The organism is Pseudoalteromonas sp. GCY, from assembly GCF_016695175.1.
Taxonomy (GTDB): Bacteria; Pseudomonadota; Gammaproteobacteria; order Enterobacterales; family Alteromonadaceae; genus Pseudoalteromonas.
This window is the reverse complement of record NZ_CP068023.1, coordinates 1,198,527-1,219,878: the sequence shown is the minus strand read 5'-3', so window position 1 is coordinate 1,219,878 and position 21,352 is coordinate 1,198,527. Positions and strand designations below refer to the sequence as shown.

Below are 21,352 nucleotides of genomic sequence, written 5' to 3'. Positions count from 1 at the left end.
TTTACCGATTGAGTGATTTAATTGTTATTTTTTCTAGGTGCTGGTAGTCAGACATTTCTGACACCACCACTCGCTCACCGGATACACCGCCTTCGAGTACTTCTATGGCATTGCCGGCTAGTTTACCAAACTTGAAACTTTTTTTGATAAGCATGTTGTTTTGTTTATCTAAAACAAATAATTGACTCTGAGATTGTGGAGTTGCACGCGGTGGCTTAATAAGTGAAAGTGCGACGGTCTTTTTTGCTGTAAAAATTTGCCCTTCAACAGTCAAAAGTGGGCGAGCATTGCTTGGCAGCTCCCCAAGTAATGCCAGCTCTATCGCAATACGCCCGTCTTGTACGATGGGCACAATGCGGCTGACCTTAGCCTCAACCTTACCAACAAAGGTGTCTACTACCGCTCGTTGACCTAAGATAATCTCGCTTGCTTCTCGCTCTGGCACCAGTAAGTCGGCTACCAAAGTCCGCTCACTGCCCACCACAGCTAGCGCCTGCCCGCGTGTAATTGCTTGACCTTGACTGGCATGTACTTGCTGCAACATGCCGCTGATCCCCGCAGTGACTTGTAATTGCTCCACCGCCTGAAGCGCGACCTGATAGCTCAGCTCATATTCTTTTAATAGTTCTAGCTCAATCTCAATTCTTTGCTTGTGTAATGCACTGGTTTGGCTAAGTTGCTGCTGAGCGAGCTTTACTCGCTCGCTTAACTGAGCAACAGTTAAGATTGAGCGCTGATGATCTAAGCTTGAAACTATGCCTTGAGTAACTAATTGGCGCTCAGCCTGCTCTCGCAATTTGGCATTTTCAAGCTCACTGCTGAGTAGGGTATTTTGTCCTTTCAATACTAGTCGCTCACTTTCTTGGCTTAGCCTTAACGCTTCAACATTAGCTTTTTGCCTAGCGAGTACTAGTCTTTCTCGGTGGAGTTGCTGAGTTAACTCAGGATTGGTTAACTGTAAAATAACGGTGTCTGGCTCTACCCTGCTGCCTGGAAGATGCAGTACGGTTTCAACTTGCGCTGCAAATGCGGTCGTGATCTCTCTACTGATCTTTGAGCGTAACCGGCCATAGCCTTTAACACTAAATTGTATCGATCCGGATTGAACGGTGGCAAATTTAAGCTTTTCAGCATCTATTTGCTGGTCGTGAGGCACAATCCATACGCCCATTGCAGCGAGCAAAATAAGGGTTGTTGACAGCCACCACCGACGAAATGGCTTTTTAGCCGTTTTAGCAAGGCTTGTGTGAATATCCATCGAATTACCATGTTATTATTTTTATACGGTAATACGATATTCAGGCCAAATTTAACCTATTGACTTTTATCAAGTTAAGATAATCAACCTTTATGAAACTTCCCTAACTTGGGACTGTGTAATATCAGTTATGGGAAACCTGCCACTCAGCAAAGAACAACTGGTTTAGATAGCCCATTTAATTCGCCAAATCGCTTTAAAGGTTTTGCTCGCCAAATAGAAAAATAACAGCGGCATCAATACTAACTTCAGTACCAAAAGCGATACCACGTTTAAGAAGTCTATAAAGAGTGACTCCGCAGCGTCGAGCATATCGTTAATACCACTAGAAACCGCTTTAATTGCTCGGCTTAGCGTCCCCTCATTGCTACCTTGTAGCTGCTCATTGAGTTTTTCGATTGCTTGCTGATGTTGATCTTTTTCTCTATTGATAAGCGCAATTTGAGTATCGAGTTTTGTTTTATCGCTGGCTAATCGCTGTTGCTTTTCAACCAGTGGCTTTGCCTCTTCGCTTTTGGTAAATGTTAGCCACTCGGATAAACTTCGGTTCGCTTGAGCCGCTTCAATATCACGCTCCAGCGCGGTAATTTCAGCATGTAGCTCGGTCGCTTCACCATGAAGATGGATCTGTTGTTTCGTCAATAGCGCTATTTGCTCACTATGGCTTTGCTTTTGGCTGGTGATTTGGGCCTTTATTTTTGCACTTTGCGTGCTGGTCTTTGTTGCTTGAGATTGAAAGAGGTCAACACTGCTCGACACCACTTCACTTTGTTTATTTATTTCTTGGTCCAGTAAGAGTTGGCTAGTGAGACCCGTCGATAGAATTACAAAGGGAACCACAAAACGGATCAGTAGCATCGTGGCTAATATTTTAGTTCTAACCGTTTGCCAAAGCCCTAAATAGCAGCATACGAAATATCCAATTACGGTGACGGTGAAAGCAACACTGAATAATATGTGAGTGGAAATAGTGTAGAGAATACGTTGAATAAACAAAGATCCAATGGCTAGTTGCATCACATCAGAAATGTATTCGGCTAAATCATTGATAGGGTCGAGTAGCTGCGCAGGCTGAATGCTTGCAACACCAATCCCAACCTCAGCAGATTGCAGCAAAGAAATAGCGCCATTTACCGTACGTGCCAAAGCATAGACGAGCGAAGACTGCAGTAGCGCATCATCAATAAAGGCCATCATGGCGGTATTAAACTCTGGCAACCAACTTATTACCACAAGGATGGCCAACAGAAAATATAATGCTATTTTTCCACTTTTTGTTTGCATATCAGCCTTAGCCTTTTAGCAGTTTTATTAAGCTTTGTTAGCTTGCCCTAACACGGTAATAGTGCGCTCAATAAAGCGGGTAAGCGCCCGCTCTGGAAGAAAAGGTTGTCTTCCTTCAAGATTAAACTGTGCTAATAAGCGCTTGATCTTAGCATCGCTCTTTATTTGCTCAACCGACTTACCCGCCTGATTCAAAATCTTAACCCGCTCAACCAAAGCGAATGTTTGAATTCTATGTTGTTCGAGTTCACGTTTCGTTGTGGGCTTGCCATGACCTGGCACAATCAACGTATTTTGATCGCCAATCGATAAAAGTAAGTCTACCGCTTCATTAAAACCCGTTAAGCCCCCAGCATAAAATGTTGGATGCCAGTTTGTGGTGTAAATGTCTCCGGTAAACAAAATATTGCTCGTAGGATGAAAGAAGATGTTGTCATTGGCGGTATGTGAAACTGCTTGAGTATGCTTTATCACCCCAAGCTCCTTTAACCCTTGCGGGCTCTCAATAAGTGTAAAACCTTGCTGTTGAAAAAAAGCGTTACCACCTGTGTGATCCGAATGACTATGCGTATTTAGCAGGTATTTTTTCTCGGTCTGAAAGCTATTCTGTATCAAATCATTGAGCTTTGGCAAATTCGTATCTTCAGCTGTGGGGTCAATGATCACCACTCCCCTTTTCGTTGCAAAGATCCCAATGTTCGTGCCATAACTTTTATCTCTAACAACTTTTGCTGTGTCAGATTGATAAAGCAATTCAAACTCACCGCTACAAGCTGGCTGAGCAACAATTAAGCCCAATAAGATGAACGCCATAATAGACCGCATTTCACACTCCTTTCTACATTAGACTGTTCACGTTATAGCCATTATGACTTCTTTACAAGCCTATTGCTCCACCAGCCTACTATCCTCTAGGTTTTATGGAGCGGCCAGGCTTTTCCTCAAGCGGTTTATCTGGCCATCGGTGTTTTGGATATCGACCACGCATCTCTTTGGCCACCTCAAAATAAGAAGTTTGCCAAAAGTTGCTTAAATCACTGGTGGTTTGGATTGGCCTTTTCGCTGGAGATAACAGCTCAAATCGCACCGGGACTTGACCATTGGCGAGCGTTGGCGACGTCAATTGACCAAACATTTCTTGTAACACCACAGAAACGGTTGGCCCTTGGTGCTCATCGTAGCGGATCGCGACTCGCTTATCACTTGGCGTAGTGTAAAACTCAGGTGCTTGCGCTTCGAGTTGCTGTTGCTGCTCCCAAGTGAGTGTCGCTTGAAGCAGGTTAAAAATATCCATTTGCTTCAGTTGTTTGATGGTGTCTACGCCCGTCAAATAGGGCAATAACCAAGTATCAAGCTGCTCTATCAAACTTGCCTCAGATATCTGTGGGAAGGTATTCAAGTGCTTACTTAACCATTTAGCTCGAGCGAGCCAAGCGTGACTTTTTGCCGACCAATTGAGCATACCAAGCCCTTCCGATGTGAGAATATCCTCCACACATTGGGCAAACGCTTCTTTGGGAATTTGACTCAGATTTTGCTCTTTTAATACCAGAGCATGATATGTAACTTGTTGCCGGCCCTGAAGCGCTTCTTTTTTACTATCCAGTTGATACTGCACCACCTCACTCAAGTATGGCGCTAGTTGCTCAAGTAATGTGCCCTTTTCGATTGCGCAGCTCAGAAATACCAAGCCATCCTTATTTTTGCCATCCACATCACAAACAATCAAATAGGCCTGACCTTGCAGCGGATCGCCATCACGTAATGTCACCCCTCGACCATTAGCAAGCAAGTAGCGGTTATCCCCTTGAGGACGTTTTTGCGCAACTCTGTCAGGAAAGGCATGGAGCAATAAAGTAGGCACTAAGGTTTGAATATCTACAAGGGTAATTGCTTCACTCTTGAGCCTAATTCCCAGTTTGTGTGCAAATGATTTGGCCAATTTTACGGCCTGCTCTGCGGCAGCTCTGTGCAAGCGATATGCTTTGGCGGCACGGGTACGGTCTTGAACAAACTCAATCAATGCCAATACTCGTTCACATACATCGCTTGTGTTGGCTTGTACTACAATATCTCGCTCGCTCAATATTGCCGCCAAAAAACAAGCAAGTTGTTGCGCAATGGGCGTATCACATCGCAGTAGCATGCTAGCAAGACGAGGCGAAACACCTAGTTGTAGCGCACGCTGCCCGGCAATTAACACTTTATTATGCGCATCGACCAAGCCAAGCGACTGATTCAATTGACAAGCCACCGAAAAATGTTGCATCGGTGGCGGTGTTAGCCAATTCGCGTCCTTGTATTGTGTCACTCCCCATGCGCTTAGCTCTAACGCTAAGTCAGAAAGGTCAGTGGTGGTTATTTCTTCTGGCTGAAAGTCACTTAAATTATTATGCTCACTTTCGCGCCAAAGACGTAAACAATGGCCCGCTTGTAGACGACCCGCACGCCCGGCGCGTTGTGTTGCTGATGCCTTTGAGATCATCACCGTATCGAGCCGCGAGAGACCACTTTTAACGTCATAGTTTAAGCGTTTTTCAAGGCCAGAATCTATAACCATAGTGATCCCTGCTATGGTCAAACTGGTCTCAGCAATATTGGTCGCAAAAATAACACGTCTTGATGCGCTGGCGCTTTTACTGAGCACCTTTTCTTGCTCAGATAAGGGTAACCCGCCGTACAAAGGCAGAAGCTCAATATTACTTTGTTCAAGCACTTGGCACGCCTGAGTGCAGCGCTGAATATCAGCCTGCCCGGGTAGAAACACCAGTACATCGCCATCGCTTTGCAGAGTGAAAGCATGGCGCAGCGCATTTAACACATGATCCGCCAAGTAACGGCTCGCTTTACCGACATATTCAATTTCAACAGGATAGGTTTTACCTGGGCAAGATAATGTTGGCGCGCCATCCAGATAATTCGATAATAGCTCAGTGTCTATCGTTGCAGACATCACCAGCAATTTGAGATCGTCGCGATACGCTTGTTGCACTTCAAATGCGAGCATTAAAGCTAAATCCGCGTGAATAGAACGCTCATGAAATTCATCGAAGATAATAAGTGCAACATCACTGAATTCGGGATCCGCTTGAAGACGGCGAGTCAACACGCCTTCGGTGACGATTTCCAAGCGGGTGTTGGATGAAACACGTTGCTCGTTTCGGATTTGATAGCCGACTCGCTCACCGACCGATTCACCCAGTTGTTTGGCTAAATAGGTCGCAATAGATTTTGCTGCCACACGGCGTGGCTCAAGCATAATTATTTTTTTACCCGCAAAAATATCAGCTTGCAGCAAATGCAGTGGCACTAAGGTCGATTTACCTGCTCCGGGCTCGGCCTGTAATACCAAACGATTATTATTGGTTAAGGTGGAAATAATCTCGGGGATGAAAGCTTTAATCGGCAGCAAAACTATAACGCTTTATTATTCTATCTTGCTCAACATGATACACCTAAACTTGATGTCTCCAAACAGCCGAATTCGCTTATCGAGTATTACAAGACTAAATAAGGTCGGATAGATTTGACCACATTTTTAGTTTGCCTGCTTGTAAATATGAGCGTAAATTTTGCACCATGTGCTCTGCTGGACTTTGCACTTCCTCGTCCCCAGTATGGACTCCAACCCAGGCATTACGATGAGATTCTTTCGCAAGATATAAACCACCGTCGGCTAACTCCAACACATGCTCCCAGCTAAGCTTATCAGGTTGCGTTGGATCAAACGGGAACGGAGCAAAACCAATTGAGCAAGTACAGTTGATAGTTTGATCGTTCACCACAAATGGATAGCTCTCCACTTGACGACGGATCCGCTCTGTCACTTCGTGCGCAGCCGCTCTGTCTATATCTGGCATCACTAGCAAAAACTCTTCCCCACCCCAGCGCACTAAAATATCTGACTCTCGAGTACATTGCTTGAGGATGTCAGCAAAGTCTTGCAACACGATATCTCCTGCGGCATGGCCAAAACTGTCATTAATATTTTTAAAGTGATCGATATCAATAATCACAAAAATCAGATCGGCATTCTGTTGTGTTTGCGGAATTTGCCACTTTTTCCTGTACACTTCAATGGTGCCATCAATGACGCTAAAAAAGTGGTGCCGATTACTCAGACCGGTCAAGCTATCGGTGAAACTGAGGGTTTGCAAACGTTTGTTTCGCTCCGCCAACTCCTCAGTACGTTGCGCAACCTGACTTTCTAACAACTTGGTGTATCGACGATTCTGCCAGCGCCAATAAAAAACCAGCAACAGGGTAAATGCAAGCAAGGCTATCAACAACCAACGCTGCTGGCTTAATCGTGCGTTTTCTATCTGTTGCTGATGCGCCATAATCTGCTTTGCTTGCTGGGCATTGTCTCGTTCAAGCTCATTAAGCGCCTGCTTTTGTTGCGCGAGAGAATACTGCGCTTCTAACTTAAGCAGTTTGTTATTACGCTTTTGCAAATTCAGCGACTGCTCGGTAACGGCATAGCGCTTTAAATAACGATGCGCTTGCTGATAGTCTCCAAGTTGGGCATAGGCTGAGGCAAGTAACCACTGTAACTGAGATTGAAATAATAAAAATCGAGTGCCAAGAGTATCTCTCAGCCCCGCTTCACCTAACTCAATTGCGGTTGCGAAATCACCACTTTGTAATGCCACTCTGGCACGCTGCACTGCTGACATAATCCGCATTCTTTGGTTTTGAACCAAATAACCCGCATTGTCTAACTCATCTAGAATTTGTTTGGCTGGTAAATATTCACCGAGCTGTAAATGAGCCCAAGAGCGTGTGAGCTTTAATTGCGCGAGCGTCTCCTGCCGAATACCTGAACTTTCTGGTACAAAAGAAGACTTAAGTGCTAAGCGATAAGCCCCTTTATCCATATTCAAGCGCGACTGCCATAAGCTGATATCAGCTTTTATCTGGGCATTATCATCAATTTGTTCAGCCAGTACTGACGCTTTATCTAAATAGCGCTGCGCTAACTCATAGCTCTCTAAGTCAATATCAAGGTGAGCAATGGCAAGATAGGTGTTTGCCTTTAAAAATGTATTGTTATCGGATTCGGCCAACTGCAATGCCTGTTGGTGTAAGTCCAGACCATCTTCAAAATCACCAAAATGCTGAACTATACTACCTTCTAACAGTAATGCTTTGATTTGCAGCGGCTTATTACCTTGCGCACGCGCTTGCTCTCGCAGCGCTCTAATGTCCGGTAATAAAGACAAGTCATAATCTTGTTCAGCCGACATTTGTAGCGCATTTAAATTGCGCTGTATTTGTTCCGATGATTCGTAAGCAAACCCACAAAATGTAATTAGCGCACTCACCAATATGCAAAGCGATACAACAGCTGGCTGCATTAGTCTCCTCCCACTAACATTTCAGCGTTAGCCACCTGCCAATTCGCCACTTTTTTGTTGATAAAACCGGATTCTGTCAACGCCCGTTTAATCACGCCTCGTCGTTTAAGTATTTTTAACCCACGATTGAGTGCCGCAAATATTTGCACGCCTTCAGGATGATTTTTACTGACGACAAAATGCCGAGAGTCTGGCAAGACAACCTTAATATTTTCGATTGGGACATATTCTTTACCTTCAAAATTTAGAGTTAAAGAATCACTCACGCTAAAATTAATCAACATAGTGTCGACAACATCGCTTTCTACCATTGCCAGCATGGTTTCCCACGGGCCAATAAAGCTCACCATGTGTAAGTCTGTATTCATCAGCGCACGCCAATCCACTTCCCATTGCGGGTTAGATACCACATTCAGCTGCCGAAGCTGTGAAAGCGGCGTTTGTTGCAGCGCGACATTACGCTTGGTGACGTAGAGCCCAGCTTCGTAATCTCCTACTTCAACAATCGGATCTGAGATAAATAATGAGCCGCGATAGTCCACGATATTTTCATGCCAAACACTGCGAGCAAGGATTAAACTTTCCCCAGCGATCAGATCGGAAAACTCTAGAATATTCACCGAAGGTTTTGGATTAAATACGACTTTGCGCGTCTCACCACCAAGAAACAGGGCCTGCTGTAGTAACACCATTTCGATGATTTCAATGTGGGAACCTTTGGTGGTAGGAAAGAAAGAATCAACGTCTAAGACGTCACGACCAGCAAGAAAGTGCTCGTAACGCTGACTGAAATTTTCGCTACTGATTATATCAACAACCAGCTGATTGCTCCCCCAACAGAGATTGGAAATAAAAAGGAGTGAAAACAGCCACTTCATCTTCATTGTTGAGTAAAGCCTTATTATTAACAGTTATTCAAATCAGTATACTTGAATTTAGCGCGCTCTGTTAACCACTAAACAACATATTCTAATGAATTTGGATTTACTGCTAGCACACAGGTAAGTAGCCAGACTTGAGCCAGAATTTAAGGAACAAAATTACGCTTGACGTAAATGAAAAAAACATTTAGTTTCTAAATTAACAACAAAGCAAAAGGAAATTAAAATGTTAAACATAAAATTAAATAAAAAATCAATTAAACAACTTGCAACTTCTAACCGCCTAGATAACAAAATGACACCTTTAATAAATGGTGCAGGTAATACTTCTATATGGGAATCACCGGTTGAGAGTAAATACCATATGTCTTGTGAAATTGAGCAAGGGTGCAGAACAGCACGAGGCGATACTTGTAAGTAATTAATTTGGAAATAAGGCCTATCCTTGGATAAGGCCTTATCAAAAGTGAACCTTGATTTATCAATACCCTATATTAGGACCAAGCCAACGCTCCGCTTCTTCTAGCGGCATAGCTTGACGCGCAGCATAGTCTTCTACTTGATCTCTTTGAATACTCGCAACGGCAAAGTACTTAGAATCTGGATGCGAGAAATACCAACCCGACACAGCCGCTCCCGGCCACATGGCGTATGAGCTAGTCAGCTTCATACCGATACGGTTTTCGACATCTAACAACTGCCAAATTTTTTGTTTCTCGGTGTGTTCAGGGCACGCTGGATACCCTGGCGCTGGACGGATCCCTTGATAGTTTTCACGGATAAGTTCTTCGTTACTTAGCGCTTCATCCGCTGCAAATCCCCAGTGCACTTTACGCACTTGCTCATGCAAGTATTCAGCAAATGCCTCGGCTAAGCGATCTGCGACCGCTTTAATCATGATCTTGTTGTAATCATCTTGCTTGGCATCAAATGCGTCTGCTAAGTCATCTTCTTCAAGACCACCAGTGACGGCAAACGCACCGAAATAATCAGGTGTGCCTTTAGGTGCAATATAATCTGACAAACAATAGTTAGGGAAATCGGTTTTTTCGGTTTGCTGACGTAACTGACATGACGTAACCAGGACTTCGCTGCGCGACTCATCGGTATAAATTTCAATATCATCACCCTCGCGGTTAGCAGGGAACAACCCAATCACACCCAGTGGCTGTAAAGTCCCCTCTTGTGCTAACTGATCTAACATGGCATTGGCATCATGAAACAGCTTTTGCGCCTCTTCACCAACTACCTCGTCTTGTAGAATACGCGGATATTTACCGGCCAATGACCAGGTCATAAAAAATGGCGTCCAGTCAATATAATCACGTAGCGTTTTGATGCTGACGTCTTTAAACTCGGTGATCCCCAACTTACTTGGCACCGGTGGCGTGTAGCTCTGCCAATCAAGTTTTACCGCATTGTCGCGAGCACGCGCCAAGGTAACTGGTTTTGAACGTGGCTTTTTACGCGCCTGCTGCTCCCGTACTTTGACGTATTCGTCCGCGGTTTTTGCTAAAAACTCTGGCTTTTGTGTTTTACTTAGCAGGCTAGATACCACACCAACCGCACGACTGGCGTTATTGACGTAAATCACACCTTTGTCGTACTGAGGTTCAATTTTAACCGCCGTATGCGCTTTCGATGTGGTTGCACCACCAATGAGTAGAGGAATATCAAAGCCGCGACGCGTCATTTCTTTCGCAACATGCACCATTTCATCAAGGGATGGCGTAATAAGACCAGACAGACCAATGACATCAGCGTTTTCGTCAATGGCCGTTTGCAGAATTTTCTCTGCCGGCACCATCACACCCAAGTCCACGACTTCATAGTTATTACATTGCAGTACCACGCCCACGATGTTTTTGCCAATGTCGTGTACATCGCCCTTAACCGTGGCCATGATCACTTTACCGTTACTAGAGCCTTCTTCTTTTTCGGCCTCAATGTAAGGGTCAAGGTAGGCAACCGCGCGCTTCATCACTCGAGCAGATTTCACCACTTGAGGCAGGAACATTTTGCCCGCGCCAAACAAGTCGCCAACCACGTTCATGCCATCCATCAGAGGCCCTTCAATCACTTGAATTGGCTTATCAAACTGTTGCCGACAGGCCTCGGTATCCTCGTCGATAAACTCGGTGATCCCTTTAACTAAGGCGTGCTCCAAGCGTTTTTCAACTGGCCAAGAACGCCACTCTAAATCTTCCTGCTTCTCGGCTTGCGCCATGCCCGAGTATTTAGGCGCGATCTCAACCAATCGCTCGCCAGCACCGGCGTCGGTATTGAGGATCACATCCTCAACGGCATCACGGAGCTCTTTTGGAATATCGTCATACACGGCTAGCTGACCGGCATTGACGATCCCCATATCCATACCTGCTTTAATCGCATGGTAAAGAAACACAGAGTGGATCGCTTCACGCACCGGGTTGTTACCACGAAAAGAGAAAGAAACGTTCGATACGCCCCCTGACACTTTACAGTGCGGCAGGTTTTGCTTAATTCTGCGCGTGCCCTCGATAAATTCAACGGCGTAGTTATCATGTTCTTCGATACCCGTTGCGACCGCGAAAATATTGGGGTCAAAAATAATGTCTTCAGGCGGAAACCCAAGCTCGTCAACCAAGATTTTGTAAGAACGCTGACAGATCTCAAACTTTCTATCTGCAGTTTCAGCCTGACCAACTTCATCAAATGCCATCACCACCACAGCAGCACCAAAGCGCTTGATGATTTTGGCTTGATGGATAAATGGTGCCTCACCCTCTTTTAAGGAGATTGAGTTTACAATGGCTTTACCTTGAATACATTTCAGGCCCGCTTCAATGACTTCCCATTTAGACGAGTCAACCATGATGGGGACTTTAGAAATATCCGGCTCTGACGCTATCAGATTGAGAAACTTCACCATCGCAGCTTTTGAGTCCAACATGGCTTCATCCATGTTGATATCAATCACTTGTGCGCCGCTTTCAACCTGCTCTCTGGCAACATCCAGCGCGGTTTCGTAATCTTCTTCTAAAATTAAGCGCTTAAATTTTGCCGATCCCGTTACATTGGTACGTTCACCGACATTGGTAAATACTGCTGTTTGTGTCATGGTGAATTCCTAATTTAAGTTACAGGCTTCAAGACCTGCCAAACGCATCCGCACTTCGATGTCAGGCAAGCTGCGCGGCTGGGTTTGTGCAAGTCCTCTCGCGAAGGCGCGAATATGTTCAGGCGTGGTGCCACAGCAGCCGCCAACAATATTGATAAACCCTTCATTGCCCCAATCAATAATCTCTTTTGCCATGTCATCGGCTTCTAGGTCGTATTCACCAAACTCGTTAGGAAGCCCAGCGTTTGGATGCACAGAGGTAAAGGTCTCACAAACCCGTGACAGCTCTTCTACATACTGTCTTAATAAATCTGGGCCTAGCGCGCAGTTGAGACCGATAGAGATTGGCTTAATATGGCGAATGGAGTTATAAAACGCCTCGGTGGTTTGCCCTGATAGCGTGCGACCGGAAGCGTCGGTGATCGTGCCCGAGATCATAACAGGCAGAGTGACGCCCGCTTGCTCGAACGCTTCTTCTACACCGTAAGACGCGGCTTTGGCGTTGAGCGTATCAAAAATAGTTTCAATCAAAATAAGGTGAGCACCGCCCTCGATAAGAGCAAGCGTTGATTCAACATAGGCTGCAACCAATTTGTCAAAAGTGATATTGCGAAAACCAGGATCGTTTACATCTGGAGAAATCGAACAGGTTTTTGACGTTGGACCAAGTACACCTGCCACATAGCGAGGCTTGCTAGGATCTTTGGCGGTAAATTCATCACATACCGCACGTGCAAGCTTCGCCGATTCAAGATTAATCTCACGGCTTAGGCTTGCCATATCATAATCTTCCATCGAGATGGTGGTAGCATTAAAAGTATTGGTTTCAATAATATCCGCGCCAGCAGCTAGATAATCGCGATGGATCTGTTTGATTATCTCAGGCTGCGTCAAACTTAGCAGATCGTTGTTGCCTTTGATAAGGACATGCCAATCTTTAAAGCGATCACCGCGATAGTCTTCTTCTTCTAATTTGTGCTTTTGGATCATGGTTCCCATTGCACCATCTAAGATCAGAATACGTTGCTGCATTGCTTGCTTAAGCTGCTCTGCTATTTGCTCACCGTTTACGGCTACATTATTCGGCATAATTGTTAGTCCTTACATCTTGGCTAACTAAGTTAATATCATAAGGTGTGGTTTGGTAAACATAGTAGTTTAACCAATTTGAGAATAACAAGAATGCATGGCTTTGCCATGTCTTAGATGGACGTTTGCTGGTGTCATTCTCAGGAAAATAGTTCTCTGGCTGCGGTGCGTTGGCCATTTTTTCACAATCGCGAAGATATTCTTTTTGTAGCGTATCGGCGTCGTATTCAGGATGACCGGTAATATATACTTGGCTACCTGAGTGATTTTTAATTAAGTAAGCGCCCACTTTTTCAGAGCCCGCTAATACCACTAGATCTTTACACGCGTTAATTTTATCGACATCTATATGGCCATAGCGTGAGTGTGGCACCAAAAACTCATCATCAAAACCGCGAGTGAGCGCCCCGTGGTCAAAATAACAGTGGTGCTTAAATACGCCACACAGTTTGTCATTTTTGAGTGCTCGCTTTAACCCATAATGGTGATACAAACCAGCATGTGCGGCCCAACAGGAAAACAGGGTTGAAGTAACATGGTGCTCAGCCCAATCAAAAAACGCCTGTAATTCCTGCCAATACACCACATCATCATATTCAAGATGCGCCAGCGGCGCGCCGGTGACGATCAAAGCATCATAGTTTTGATCTTTCACATCCGAAAAATAGCGGTAAAACATATCTAGATGTTGCTCTGAGTTTTCAGAGCTGCGATGGGTGTCTAGTCGCAACAAATCAACATTCACCTGCAAAGGGGTATTTGCCAGTAATCGGATAAATTGCACCTCAGTCTCCACCTTATTCGGCATCAAGTTTAATATCGCGAGCCGCATAGGGCGGATCTCTTGAGTTGATGCACGACTTTGTGGCATCACGAACACATTTTCATGACGCAATTGGGCAATGGCTGGGAGTTCGTCGGTGACGGTGATTGGCATGCGCTGCTCCAGACTAATCGAATGGCATTATTATGGACAAAAACTGGAAAAATTCAACCTCTAGATGTATGGACGTCTAAACATTTGTGATAATAATTTGATGCCTTACCTCTCACTGATTATTTCAATTTATGTATACTTGCCACCATATTAATAAACACAAGAAACTTGAGATTTATGATTGGGATTGGGGAAGCCGCAGCGATTGCGGCGGCTGGGGTGTGGGCTGGCTCAACTATACTGTACAAACGATTTAGCCATCATCTTAGTCCATTTGAGTTGAACGTCAGCAAAGGCGTCATCGCTTCTGCTTTGATGATCTTGTGTTTGCTCATCGCAGGTGATGCTATGTACCCGACCTTACTCTCGAGCTGGGGCTGGCTGATAACCAGTGGAGTACTAGGTATAGCGATTGGTGACAGCGCCTACTTTGCCGCACTTAGAAATATAGGTCCTGCTCGTACTTTGGTTATTGAAAGTCTTGCACCTGCCATCGCGGGGATCTTAAACATTGTGCTCCTTGGTGTTTATCTCAACGCATCCGCTTGGCTCGGCATTGCAGTGACGACCGTTGGTGTGATGCTGGCGATTAAGCCAAGTAGAAGCCAGCCGGTATTAGACAAAAAACATTATCTCTTGGGAGTCTGCTTTGCACTCACGGCTGCCATTTGCCAAGCTGCGGGTATGGTACTTTCCAAAGGTGCGCTAAATAACGAAAGCATTAGTAGTTTGTGGGCGGCACTTATCCGCTTGGGATCCGGCACCCTATTTGTGGCCTTTATTGTTGTTTATTTGAAATCACAAAGCCTCTTTAAAGCACTTACACTTAAACAAATCGACGGTAAAAACTGGTTATTCGTTGCGGTGTTTTTTGGCACCTTTATTGGGCTTTGGCTACAGTTAATTTCCGTTAATCATACTGATCCCGCTATCGCACAAACCATCTTTGCAACAGCACCGCTCATGGTAATGACGATTGGACTACTGCGCAGAGAAGCGATTACTAAGTCTATGATGTATGGAGGCCTGATTGCTTTGGCTGGGGTATTTTTATTGCTAAAAGGATAGCCAATATCACAGTTAATATATATGTATATTGGCCTGGGTTTAGGGTTAATTTGCTATCGAAACAGAGACAAAATACAAAAAGTAGTCAACCTGAGATTTATTAACGGCAGACACGACTTTTTGTTACCACTATATTAATATGTAAAAACAATGTATCTAGACTAATATTTATGCCTTTGCTTGCTTTGTTTTTCGCATTACTGCTCGTTGTGTTACCTGCGCACGGTTCAGAATGCCCAAGTGCTAATAATGCCAACCTCACAAGCCATATTTTGTCTTGTAAGCAACATCTTGAAACGCTTGAACCCAACGGTGCCCAAGCTTTTGATGCACGTCTTGAGCTTGTTAGCTTGTATCGTCGAGCGGGTGACATAAAGCTCAGCAATCAAATACTGGATGAGTTGATGGCATGGAAGTTAACCACGCTCCAGCGCTTTCAGGTGTTAAGACAAAGTGGTATTAATCGTTATCGCCAGCGCAATTATATTCAAGCGTTGGAAAGCTTCCACGAAGCGCAAACGCTTGCGGCTCAGTTGCAACAAAATGAACTGGAAGGTAAATCGGCAAACGATTTAGCTAATGCTTATCAGGCACTTGGAGATTTAGACACCGCCCTTACTTTATTTTTAGAAAGCTACCAAATAGCGAAAGCAACAAATGACGTGCAGAGGCAAGCGATCACACTTAATAATTTAGGGAATGTGTCGAGGGATATTAATCAGTTGGATGATGCCATTCTCTCGTTTCGTCAAGCCCATGCGCTCCACCAGCAAGCCGGCGACCCAACTAAAGCGAATCACACCTTGCTAAGCATCGCGGAAGTATTCTACAAAAAGCGTGAATACAAAAAAGCAACTGAAATCATTGGAGATTTACTTCAACCTTTGACACAAAACGGTGCCTATACCCAATTGTCTCGAGCCTATTTATTATTGGCCGAAATTGCCATTGCTCAAAATCATATCACTCAGGCACAACAGCAACTCGCTTCATTCAAACGTACTCGGCAACTAATACAACACGGTAAAGTTGATCAGCGAGCACTGCTTATTGAAGCCAAACTCAAGCAGCTTGAGGGCGATAACCTAACTGCACAAACGTTACTTAAACAGGGGCTTGAAGCACATAATCAGCAAAATAGTCAGCTTACCGAGTTATTTTACATTGCCTTATTGCAGTCCCAACTACAGACACACGCTTATAAAGAAGCGGTAGAGACCGCACAGCGTTATAATGACATGCTTAAAAGTAGTCGTGTACAAAGTGAAAACCTTTATCAATTTCGCCTTCAAAGAGCTAATGTCTTGGCCGCGCCTAAGCGCCAAACAGAGACAAATATTGTGTCTCATGTATTCATCGGGTTTATCGCATTTTTAGCGGGTGTGCTGGTTACTTACTGCTTTGTTCGCTATACCACCCGCACCGACACTCATGGATTGCACAGTAAACATACGAGCATTGACGAGCAAGCCGCAAGACTATTGATGGTTGAGGTGATGACGCTCACTCTGGCGCTTTGGGAGCAAAATAGTGGAAAAACTCGTGTCGAATTAGCGGAAGAAAGCAAAGTGTGGAAAGTGAATATCGATGATGGTCGCTTACGAGTGCGTACTCTTGAACGCTATCTTAATATCAAAACGCTGCCCAAAAAGCCGCGTATTCGAAATATTGTTACCACGGCACAATATGTACTCACTCAATGCCAAGGCGCTAATTCCGATACTGCACCTCTTTCTCAAAAAGTTGCACAACTGGAACAAATCTTAGCCTGCTCCAACGCTGCTTGATGTGCACAAACAAGGGGCTTTCGCCCCTTCTCTAGTTAACCGTAGCAGTCTCACATAAATAACATGCTAAAGTCACGCCCATACCGGCCTCATATTCTTGGTGATGGCGTTCTCCTTTGAATTCAAAAGGCCCTTCAAAGCGTGGATACACTGTCATATCAGGCTTTAAGCTATTACTAAAGCCTTTCATATTTTGATGTAGAGATTGACACATTTTATTACCCATATCATAAGCAAGTCGCCAATCATCAAACTGGCCACAATCTAGTTGTGGTGTAATGCGACCAGAAATACTCTGCTTAGGACTTGTGCAAACGTTACTTCCTTCACTATGTAAATATTTAAAGGTCCCAGCGGTTAATGTCATTTTACCTAGCAGAATCGTTTGCCTCTTTGGACATTTCGCCCCATCAGCAACTTCGATCTGCGCTATCATTTCTGGGCTATGGGCTTGTACAAAGCTCGCAATCAAAGTTGCTCCCAATACTATTACTCGTCTCATAACTGTCTCCTTATTGGTTATGACACCGTTATTGTTATTCGATTGCGAATGTACTCACGTTGAGACTCCAATAACGGCGATAGCAAAATCCTGCCTCAAGCGAATATTGATTGCAGCAAAAGTTACGGGGCAATTGGGTAAATTCGGGTAAAAATATAAACATCCCTTTGATATTTAAATTTTTATTTATCACAGCTTGATATCAAAACTTACCTAACCCAATGCGTCCGTTTAATACCAAAGGTTTTACCCAAGTTGACCCTAACTGGCCCTACAACCTCCTATTCAATCGATGAAAAAGTTTCCAACATCACAGGGCAAGTTAACAATGCATGAGGCATGTTGACTCAGCACAACGATGAAGGAATAGAAAAATGAAACAGAGAAATTTCACCCCAAAATTAGTCAGCCTAGTTACCAGCACGTTGTTACTGGGTAGTATTTCGCTGCAAGCCGCAGAAGAATATGGAGAAATGGCCCCCTCTCAAGTAAGCCCTGAAGCGTGGCAAGCCATTTCAAACTGGTCTCAAGACCGTGTTTCCTTGCTTGAATATATCTCCGACAACGACGAAGAATATGAATTAGACCGCTACGTCGATAGCTTGATCCGCGACTATCGAGATGGCGAGATGCTAAGCCAAGCAAAAGCTTTAGATCAAAACGTGTTATCAGCATGGGAAAATGCTTTTACCGAGCAAGCACCTGAAGATAACTTTTTCTTTACTCGATATCTTATTCAATTTAAACCGACGGTATTCGAAAAATGGACACAACAGCAAAAAGTGCCAACGCTCAGTCAGCATTTAGAGCTAAATGCACCGCAGCTTTACAACACTTGGCATAAAGAATACGCAGCCCCCAAACGTAAAGGACTCTCGGTACTTGAATACGATAGGACGCTACCGTCAGATATTCTTGCCGAATTAAAAGAATTGCTGACTAAAAAACCCATCTTCGGACCTAAGTCACAATGCTCATGTCAGATGGTAACCCCTTCAACCAGCACAGGCCAAGTGGTAACTAACTACCCATCAACCCAAACGCCTTGGAGCACATCCACCAGCGATAGTAGTGGTTTTTCTAAGCACCATGCTTATGTCAATACCTCAGCCTACGGCGCCTTTCACTCGGCTAAGGGTAAACGCTGGTCAAAAAATAAAGCGCTCAGTTTCGATAACACCTCAGCCCATAACTCGACAGAGTTCCACGTCAAAATGTTGTGTGCAGACACAGGGGGATTTGCATGTAATCAAAGCAATGCCTGTTCGGGCAATTTAGAAGTCAGAGGCACTTATTCTGCTCGCTACCATGTAACCGGGCAAGCTAAAAAAATCTGGTCTAAAGGTACTAACTCACACGCGACAGACGGCGCAAAATTTGCGGTCGATTTGCCAGGAGCCGCACCTGAAGTCATCTTGTTTAATAAAGCCGGTGGCGCAGCCATGGGGTACAACACCACATGGAATTTAAGCTCCACCATTGGAGTCGTCAAAGCGGCTCTTGGCATTACTTCTGCAATCGTCAATGGCAACCCTGGCAGCTTGCTTGACGGTCAATTGGCCGATGCGCTTATCACCAACTTGGCAGGCATGATCACGCGTTCGGGTAATCAAGCCAGTGTTACCACCACAATGCGCGCGCGCTTTGATTCGTCCGATGTCAGCCCTTTCTTGTTGCAACCCAATGAGGTGTATCACTTTACCCTTGATTCGAAAGGTCGGGTGCAAGCTAGAGGCTACGGTGGTTATTCGGACAGTCACTACGAATATGGTAGCTCAGGCGCGGTGATGTATGCGGCAAATCACTTTACCTGTGGCGGCAATGTCAATGCTCCAGCACCAACAGGGTTATGGTTCTATTCGTCACAATCCGGTCCTGATAGCGACGCGTCATTACGTAGCGACGTTGAAAACTGGCTCTCTGTACAGCTCAACAAACCCGTTAATGCAGGCCAACGCCAAGGTATCATTCACTAGGTTTTTGTTAAGGGTAGCCATGCGCTACCCTACTCCAATAAGGAAAGATTATGAATAAGTTCATCGCCACCACGCTTACCTGCTGGGCTTTGTCTTTGAGTGTTAACGCCTCAGCAGAGTCAGAGCACTACGACACATCAACCCTACCGTTATTATTTCACGCAGGACAACAAGGTTATCAAGCCCTTTCACCTTGGTATTCTTTTCAATATCAGGACCAACGGATCACCTTACAAACATGCGCAGAAGATGCCTGCAAACAAACGTTGCAATTTCCCCAATTAGAGCAAACCGCACCATTCAATAGCGAGACGTATGAGCCCAGCTATCAAGGTGAAGCTGGAAACATGAAAAAGTTAGAGAGTTACTCTCAACTCCAGCTCGGTTATCTAAAAGAAAACAGACTCTATGCCAGCGGCAATCAACGGCGCTTACTGCTCACGTTACAACTCGCCTCGGGTAAAGCTGAGTTATCCTTTGTATTTAATGATAACTATGACGAATCTCTGACAAAAGATAAGTCATCCCTTACTCGAAGCTCAGCCTCCTGTGCCAAAGCCTGTAATACCACTTGGCAAGCATTTAGCGTGGATAAATCTGGTCAATATAGTCCGGCTATTTTTGTTCGAGATGAAACCGGAAATTGGCTTATTCAAAGTACTCGCGACGCCATTCGCATTGAACTTACCACCTTAATCGGACAATATCAGCCACCGGCGCTGCGTCATCACCACAATGACACCACACAGTCTAGCTATCCGTTGAATGACGATAGCTTAATTGTTACTCGCCAAGCTGATAGCGTATCTCGCCACATCCTTAATCAAACTCAGGTTGTGGGTCTAAGTGATAAGCATTGGTTGCTGCTTCAAAATACCGACCTCACCCTCACGGATACCAGCTCAAATATTCAAGCCAAGCGTCCAATCGCACAACTTGAGCTATCACGCTTACTGGCAAGCTATCTTGATAACGATCGCTTATATCTATTGGGGCTAACACCAAGAGACGCTGTGATTAAACCATCGCAGCAAACGATTATGACGCAGTACCCAAAGCTTCATGAAGATGCCCTCGTTGCCACGTCTCTACTAGAATTGGACTTAGGGCTACAGGTTATTTCGGCCACAACGGTATTTATTCCTGACACTGAATTTGCTGATATTCGCATTACTCGCAATGCTTGGGGAATATTGGTTAGCTCCGGCGAAGTTTCGGCACGTTCAACAACACATGCGTATGAAAGCAACCAATCGGCATCGGCAATGTCTGGCTGCCCGATGATAGCCAATGGCTATGGTTATGGCTTGCTATGCTGGAAGGCGTTAAATAACCCAACACTCACCTATACTCCCAATGCCGCAAGCGCAATGATCCCAACGACGGTAGTTGACAACACAACGCCAAATCTGATGAATCAATTAGAAGACAATCAATATGGGATCATTTTTAAAAATGGGGCAACGCCAACCGATCCGGGTGGAGTGTGGACTCATCCAGATAATGTTGCCACCAGTAAGGAAGATTTAGGATTGGCTATGGCCATGTATCATTATCGCTGGGGTTCACCTGTCGCGGCAAATATCGTCTACCCATCAGGAAGCCCCGCACATCCTGTGATGTTTAGAAAGGTGGAATATCAAGCGGCGAATAGCAGTAATTTGCCACATAATGTTTGTAATCATTTTGCTGCCAGCTCAGGTTACCCTGAGTATCAGGCGGCTGATGCTTGTATGACACAGCCAGGTTTTGGCCTATTTAGCCTCGAAGATCTTACCTTCGACCGTTGGCAAGGGGGGAATTATTATCCGAATCAAACAGTCAGTGGGCAGGATAATTCTTGGTTTCCTTGGTATACCAACTTTGTTGGCGATCCACCGGTAACAGAAATCTTTGAGCAGGCCTCGAGTGCTGAAATGCTTGCACGATTGCAATTTAACCTAGCGCAGTTTGGTAAAATCAACCAAGACACCTATGTTAACGGCACGCGCTTTAGTCAAGACACAGTCACTGGCTTCTACCGCTGCAAACACCAATAATCAGCTGAGAATAAGGATATTCGTATTCAAGACTCGCAAATTGTTAACAATGCATTAAACTTCATTCAACTGTT

15 protein-coding genes are annotated in these 21,352 nt (G+C 44.8%); 5 read left to right on the top strand and 10 right to left on the bottom strand.

Annotated features, from left to right (window positions below; translation table 11 throughout):
- Position 1: 1 nt before the first annotated feature.
- The 6 genes from JJQ94_RS10615 to JJQ94_RS10590 all read right to left on the bottom strand — a co-directional run bounded on the left by JJQ94_RS10615 (position 2) and on the right by JJQ94_RS10590 (position 8,783).
- A complete protein-coding gene (locus JJQ94_RS10615) occupies positions 2 to 1,258 on the bottom strand; it encodes an efflux RND transporter periplasmic adaptor subunit (RefSeq protein WP_099031088.1) in 1,257 nt (418 codons plus the stop codon).
- Between the two features lie 165 nt (positions 1,259 to 1,423).
- Positions 1,424 to 2,542, bottom strand: coding sequence for a hypothetical protein (locus JJQ94_RS10610; protein WP_099031087.1), 1,119 nt, complete (start codon positions 2,540 to 2,542; stop codon positions 1,424 to 1,426).
- Between the two features lie 27 nt (positions 2,543 to 2,569).
- A complete protein-coding gene (locus JJQ94_RS10605; protein WP_099031086.1) occupies positions 2,570 to 3,367 on the bottom strand; it encodes an MBL fold metallo-hydrolase in 798 nt (265 codons plus the stop codon).
- A gap of 79 nt (positions 3,368 to 3,446) precedes the next feature.
- Positions 3,447 to 5,954 carry an ATP-dependent helicase HrpB gene (gene hrpB, locus JJQ94_RS10600; protein WP_099031085.1) on the bottom strand — a complete coding sequence of 836 codons (2,508 nt, stop codon included), beginning with the start codon at positions 5,952 to 5,954 and terminating at the stop codon, positions 3,447 to 3,449.
- Between the two features lie 94 nt (positions 5,955 to 6,048).
- Complete coding sequence (locus JJQ94_RS10595; protein WP_099031084.1) at positions 6,049 to 7,899, bottom strand: GGDEF domain-containing protein; 1,851 nt, start codon at positions 7,897 to 7,899, stop codon at positions 6,049 to 6,051.
- Positions 7,899 to 8,783, bottom strand: coding sequence for a hypothetical protein (locus JJQ94_RS10590; protein WP_099031083.1), 885 nt, complete (start codon positions 8,781 to 8,783; stop codon positions 7,899 to 7,901). Before JJQ94_RS10590 ends, JJQ94_RS10595 begins: the two co-directional genes overlap by 1 nt.
- Before the next feature lie 223 nt (positions 8,784 to 9,006).
- Between JJQ94_RS10590 and JJQ94_RS10585 the strand changes: the two genes are divergently transcribed.
- On the top strand, positions 9,007 to 9,201 hold the full coding sequence (locus JJQ94_RS10585; RefSeq protein WP_099031082.1) for a hypothetical protein: 195 nt from the start codon (positions 9,007 to 9,009) through the stop codon (positions 9,199 to 9,201).
- 60 nt (positions 9,202 to 9,261) lie between these two features.
- On the opposite strand, the gene metH is transcribed toward JJQ94_RS10585, so the two are convergent.
- The 3 genes from metH to JJQ94_RS10570 are packed head-to-tail and all read right to left on the bottom strand — an operon-like array spanning position 9,262 to position 13,906.
- On the bottom strand, positions 9,262 to 11,880 hold the full coding sequence (gene metH, locus JJQ94_RS10580; RefSeq protein ID WP_099031081.1) for a methionine synthase: 2,619 nt from the start codon (positions 11,878 to 11,880) through the stop codon (positions 9,262 to 9,264).
- Between the two features lie 9 nt (positions 11,881 to 11,889).
- Positions 11,890 to 12,969, bottom strand: coding sequence for a homocysteine S-methyltransferase family protein (locus JJQ94_RS10575; RefSeq protein WP_099031080.1), 1,080 nt, complete (start codon positions 12,967 to 12,969; stop codon positions 11,890 to 11,892).
- Positions 12,959 to 13,906 carry a homoserine O-succinyltransferase gene (locus JJQ94_RS10570; RefSeq protein WP_099031079.1) on the bottom strand — a complete coding sequence of 316 codons (948 nt, stop codon included), beginning with the start codon at positions 13,904 to 13,906 and terminating at the stop codon, positions 12,959 to 12,961. Before JJQ94_RS10570 ends, JJQ94_RS10575 begins: the two co-directional genes overlap by 11 nt.
- 177 nt (positions 13,907 to 14,083) lie before the next feature.
- Here JJQ94_RS10570 and JJQ94_RS10565 point away from each other — a divergent pair, with 177 nt between their 5' ends.
- On the top strand, positions 14,084 to 14,974 hold the full coding sequence (locus tag JJQ94_RS10565) for a DMT family transporter (RefSeq protein ID WP_099031078.1): 891 nt from the start codon (positions 14,084 to 14,086) through the stop codon (positions 14,972 to 14,974).
- 170 nt (positions 14,975 to 15,144) lie between these two features.
- On the top strand, positions 15,145 to 16,761 hold the full coding sequence (locus tag JJQ94_RS10560; protein ID WP_099031077.1) for a tetratricopeptide repeat protein: 1,617 nt from the start codon (positions 15,145 to 15,147) through the stop codon (positions 16,759 to 16,761).
- A 31-nt stretch (positions 16,762 to 16,792) separates the two neighbouring features.
- On the opposite strand, the gene JJQ94_RS10555 is transcribed toward JJQ94_RS10560, so the two are convergent.
- A complete protein-coding gene (locus JJQ94_RS10555; protein WP_099031076.1) occupies positions 16,793 to 17,263 on the bottom strand; it encodes a hypothetical protein in 471 nt (156 codons plus the stop codon).
- A gap of 374 nt (positions 17,264 to 17,637) precedes the next feature.
- On the opposite strand from JJQ94_RS10555, the gene JJQ94_RS10550 reads away from it, so the two are divergent.
- Positions 17,638 to 19,239 carry a hypothetical protein gene (locus JJQ94_RS10550; protein WP_099031075.1) on the top strand — a complete coding sequence of 534 codons (1,602 nt, stop codon included), beginning with the start codon at positions 17,638 to 17,640 and terminating at the stop codon, positions 19,237 to 19,239.
- Between the two features lie 50 nt (positions 19,240 to 19,289).
- On the top strand, positions 19,290 to 21,278 hold the full coding sequence (locus tag JJQ94_RS10545; protein WP_099031074.1) for a hypothetical protein: 1,989 nt from the start codon (positions 19,290 to 19,292) through the stop codon (positions 21,276 to 21,278).
- The last annotated feature ends 74 nt before the right edge of the window (positions 21,279 to 21,352 follow it).

Excerpts from the sequence above, each read along its gene's own strand:
- JJQ94_RS10595 (WP_099031084.1), bottom strand. The coding sequence starts at position 7,899 with ATGCAGCCAGCTGTTGTATCGCTTTGCATATTGGTGAGTGCGCTAATT.
- JJQ94_RS10615 (WP_099031088.1), bottom strand. The coding sequence starts at position 1,258 with ATGGATATTCACACAAGCCTTGCTAAAACGGCTAAAAAGCCATTTCGT.
- JJQ94_RS10565 (WP_099031078.1), top strand. The coding sequence starts at position 14,084 with ATGATTGGGATTGGGGAAGCCGCAGCGATTGCGGCGGCTGGGGTGTGG.
- JJQ94_RS10605 (WP_099031086.1), bottom strand. The coding sequence starts at position 3,367 with ATGCGGTCTATTATGGCGTTCATCTTATTGGGCTTAATTGTTGCTCAG.
- JJQ94_RS10560 (WP_099031077.1), top strand. The coding sequence starts at position 15,145 with ATGCCTTTGCTTGCTTTGTTTTTCGCATTACTGCTCGTTGTGTTACCT.
- JJQ94_RS10545 (WP_099031074.1), top strand. The coding sequence starts at position 19,290 with ATGAATAAGTTCATCGCCACCACGCTTACCTGCTGGGCTTTGTCTTTG.
- JJQ94_RS10610 (WP_099031087.1), bottom strand. The coding sequence starts at position 2,542 with ATGCAAACAAAAAGTGGAAAAATAGCATTATATTTTCTGTTGGCCATC.
- JJQ94_RS10590 (WP_099031083.1), bottom strand. The coding sequence starts at position 8,783 with ATGAAGATGAAGTGGCTGTTTTCACTCCTTTTTATTTCCAATCTCTGT.
- JJQ94_RS10575 (WP_099031080.1), bottom strand. The coding sequence starts at position 12,969 with ATGCCGAATAATGTAGCCGTAAACGGTGAGCAAATAGCAGAGCAGCTT.
- JJQ94_RS10555 (WP_099031076.1), bottom strand. The coding sequence starts at position 17,263 with ATGAGACGAGTAATAGTATTGGGAGCAACTTTGATTGCGAGCTTTGTA.
- JJQ94_RS10550 (WP_099031075.1), top strand. The coding sequence starts at position 17,638 with ATGAAACAGAGAAATTTCACCCCAAAATTAGTCAGCCTAGTTACCAGC.
- JJQ94_RS10570 (WP_099031079.1), bottom strand. The coding sequence starts at position 13,906 with ATGCCAATCACCGTCACCGACGAACTCCCAGCCATTGCCCAATTGCGT.
- JJQ94_RS10585 (WP_099031082.1), top strand. The coding sequence starts at position 9,007 with ATGTTAAACATAAAATTAAATAAAAAATCAATTAAACAACTTGCAACT.
- metH (WP_099031081.1), bottom strand. The coding sequence starts at position 11,880 with ATGACACAAACAGCAGTATTTACCAATGTCGGTGAACGTACCAATGTA.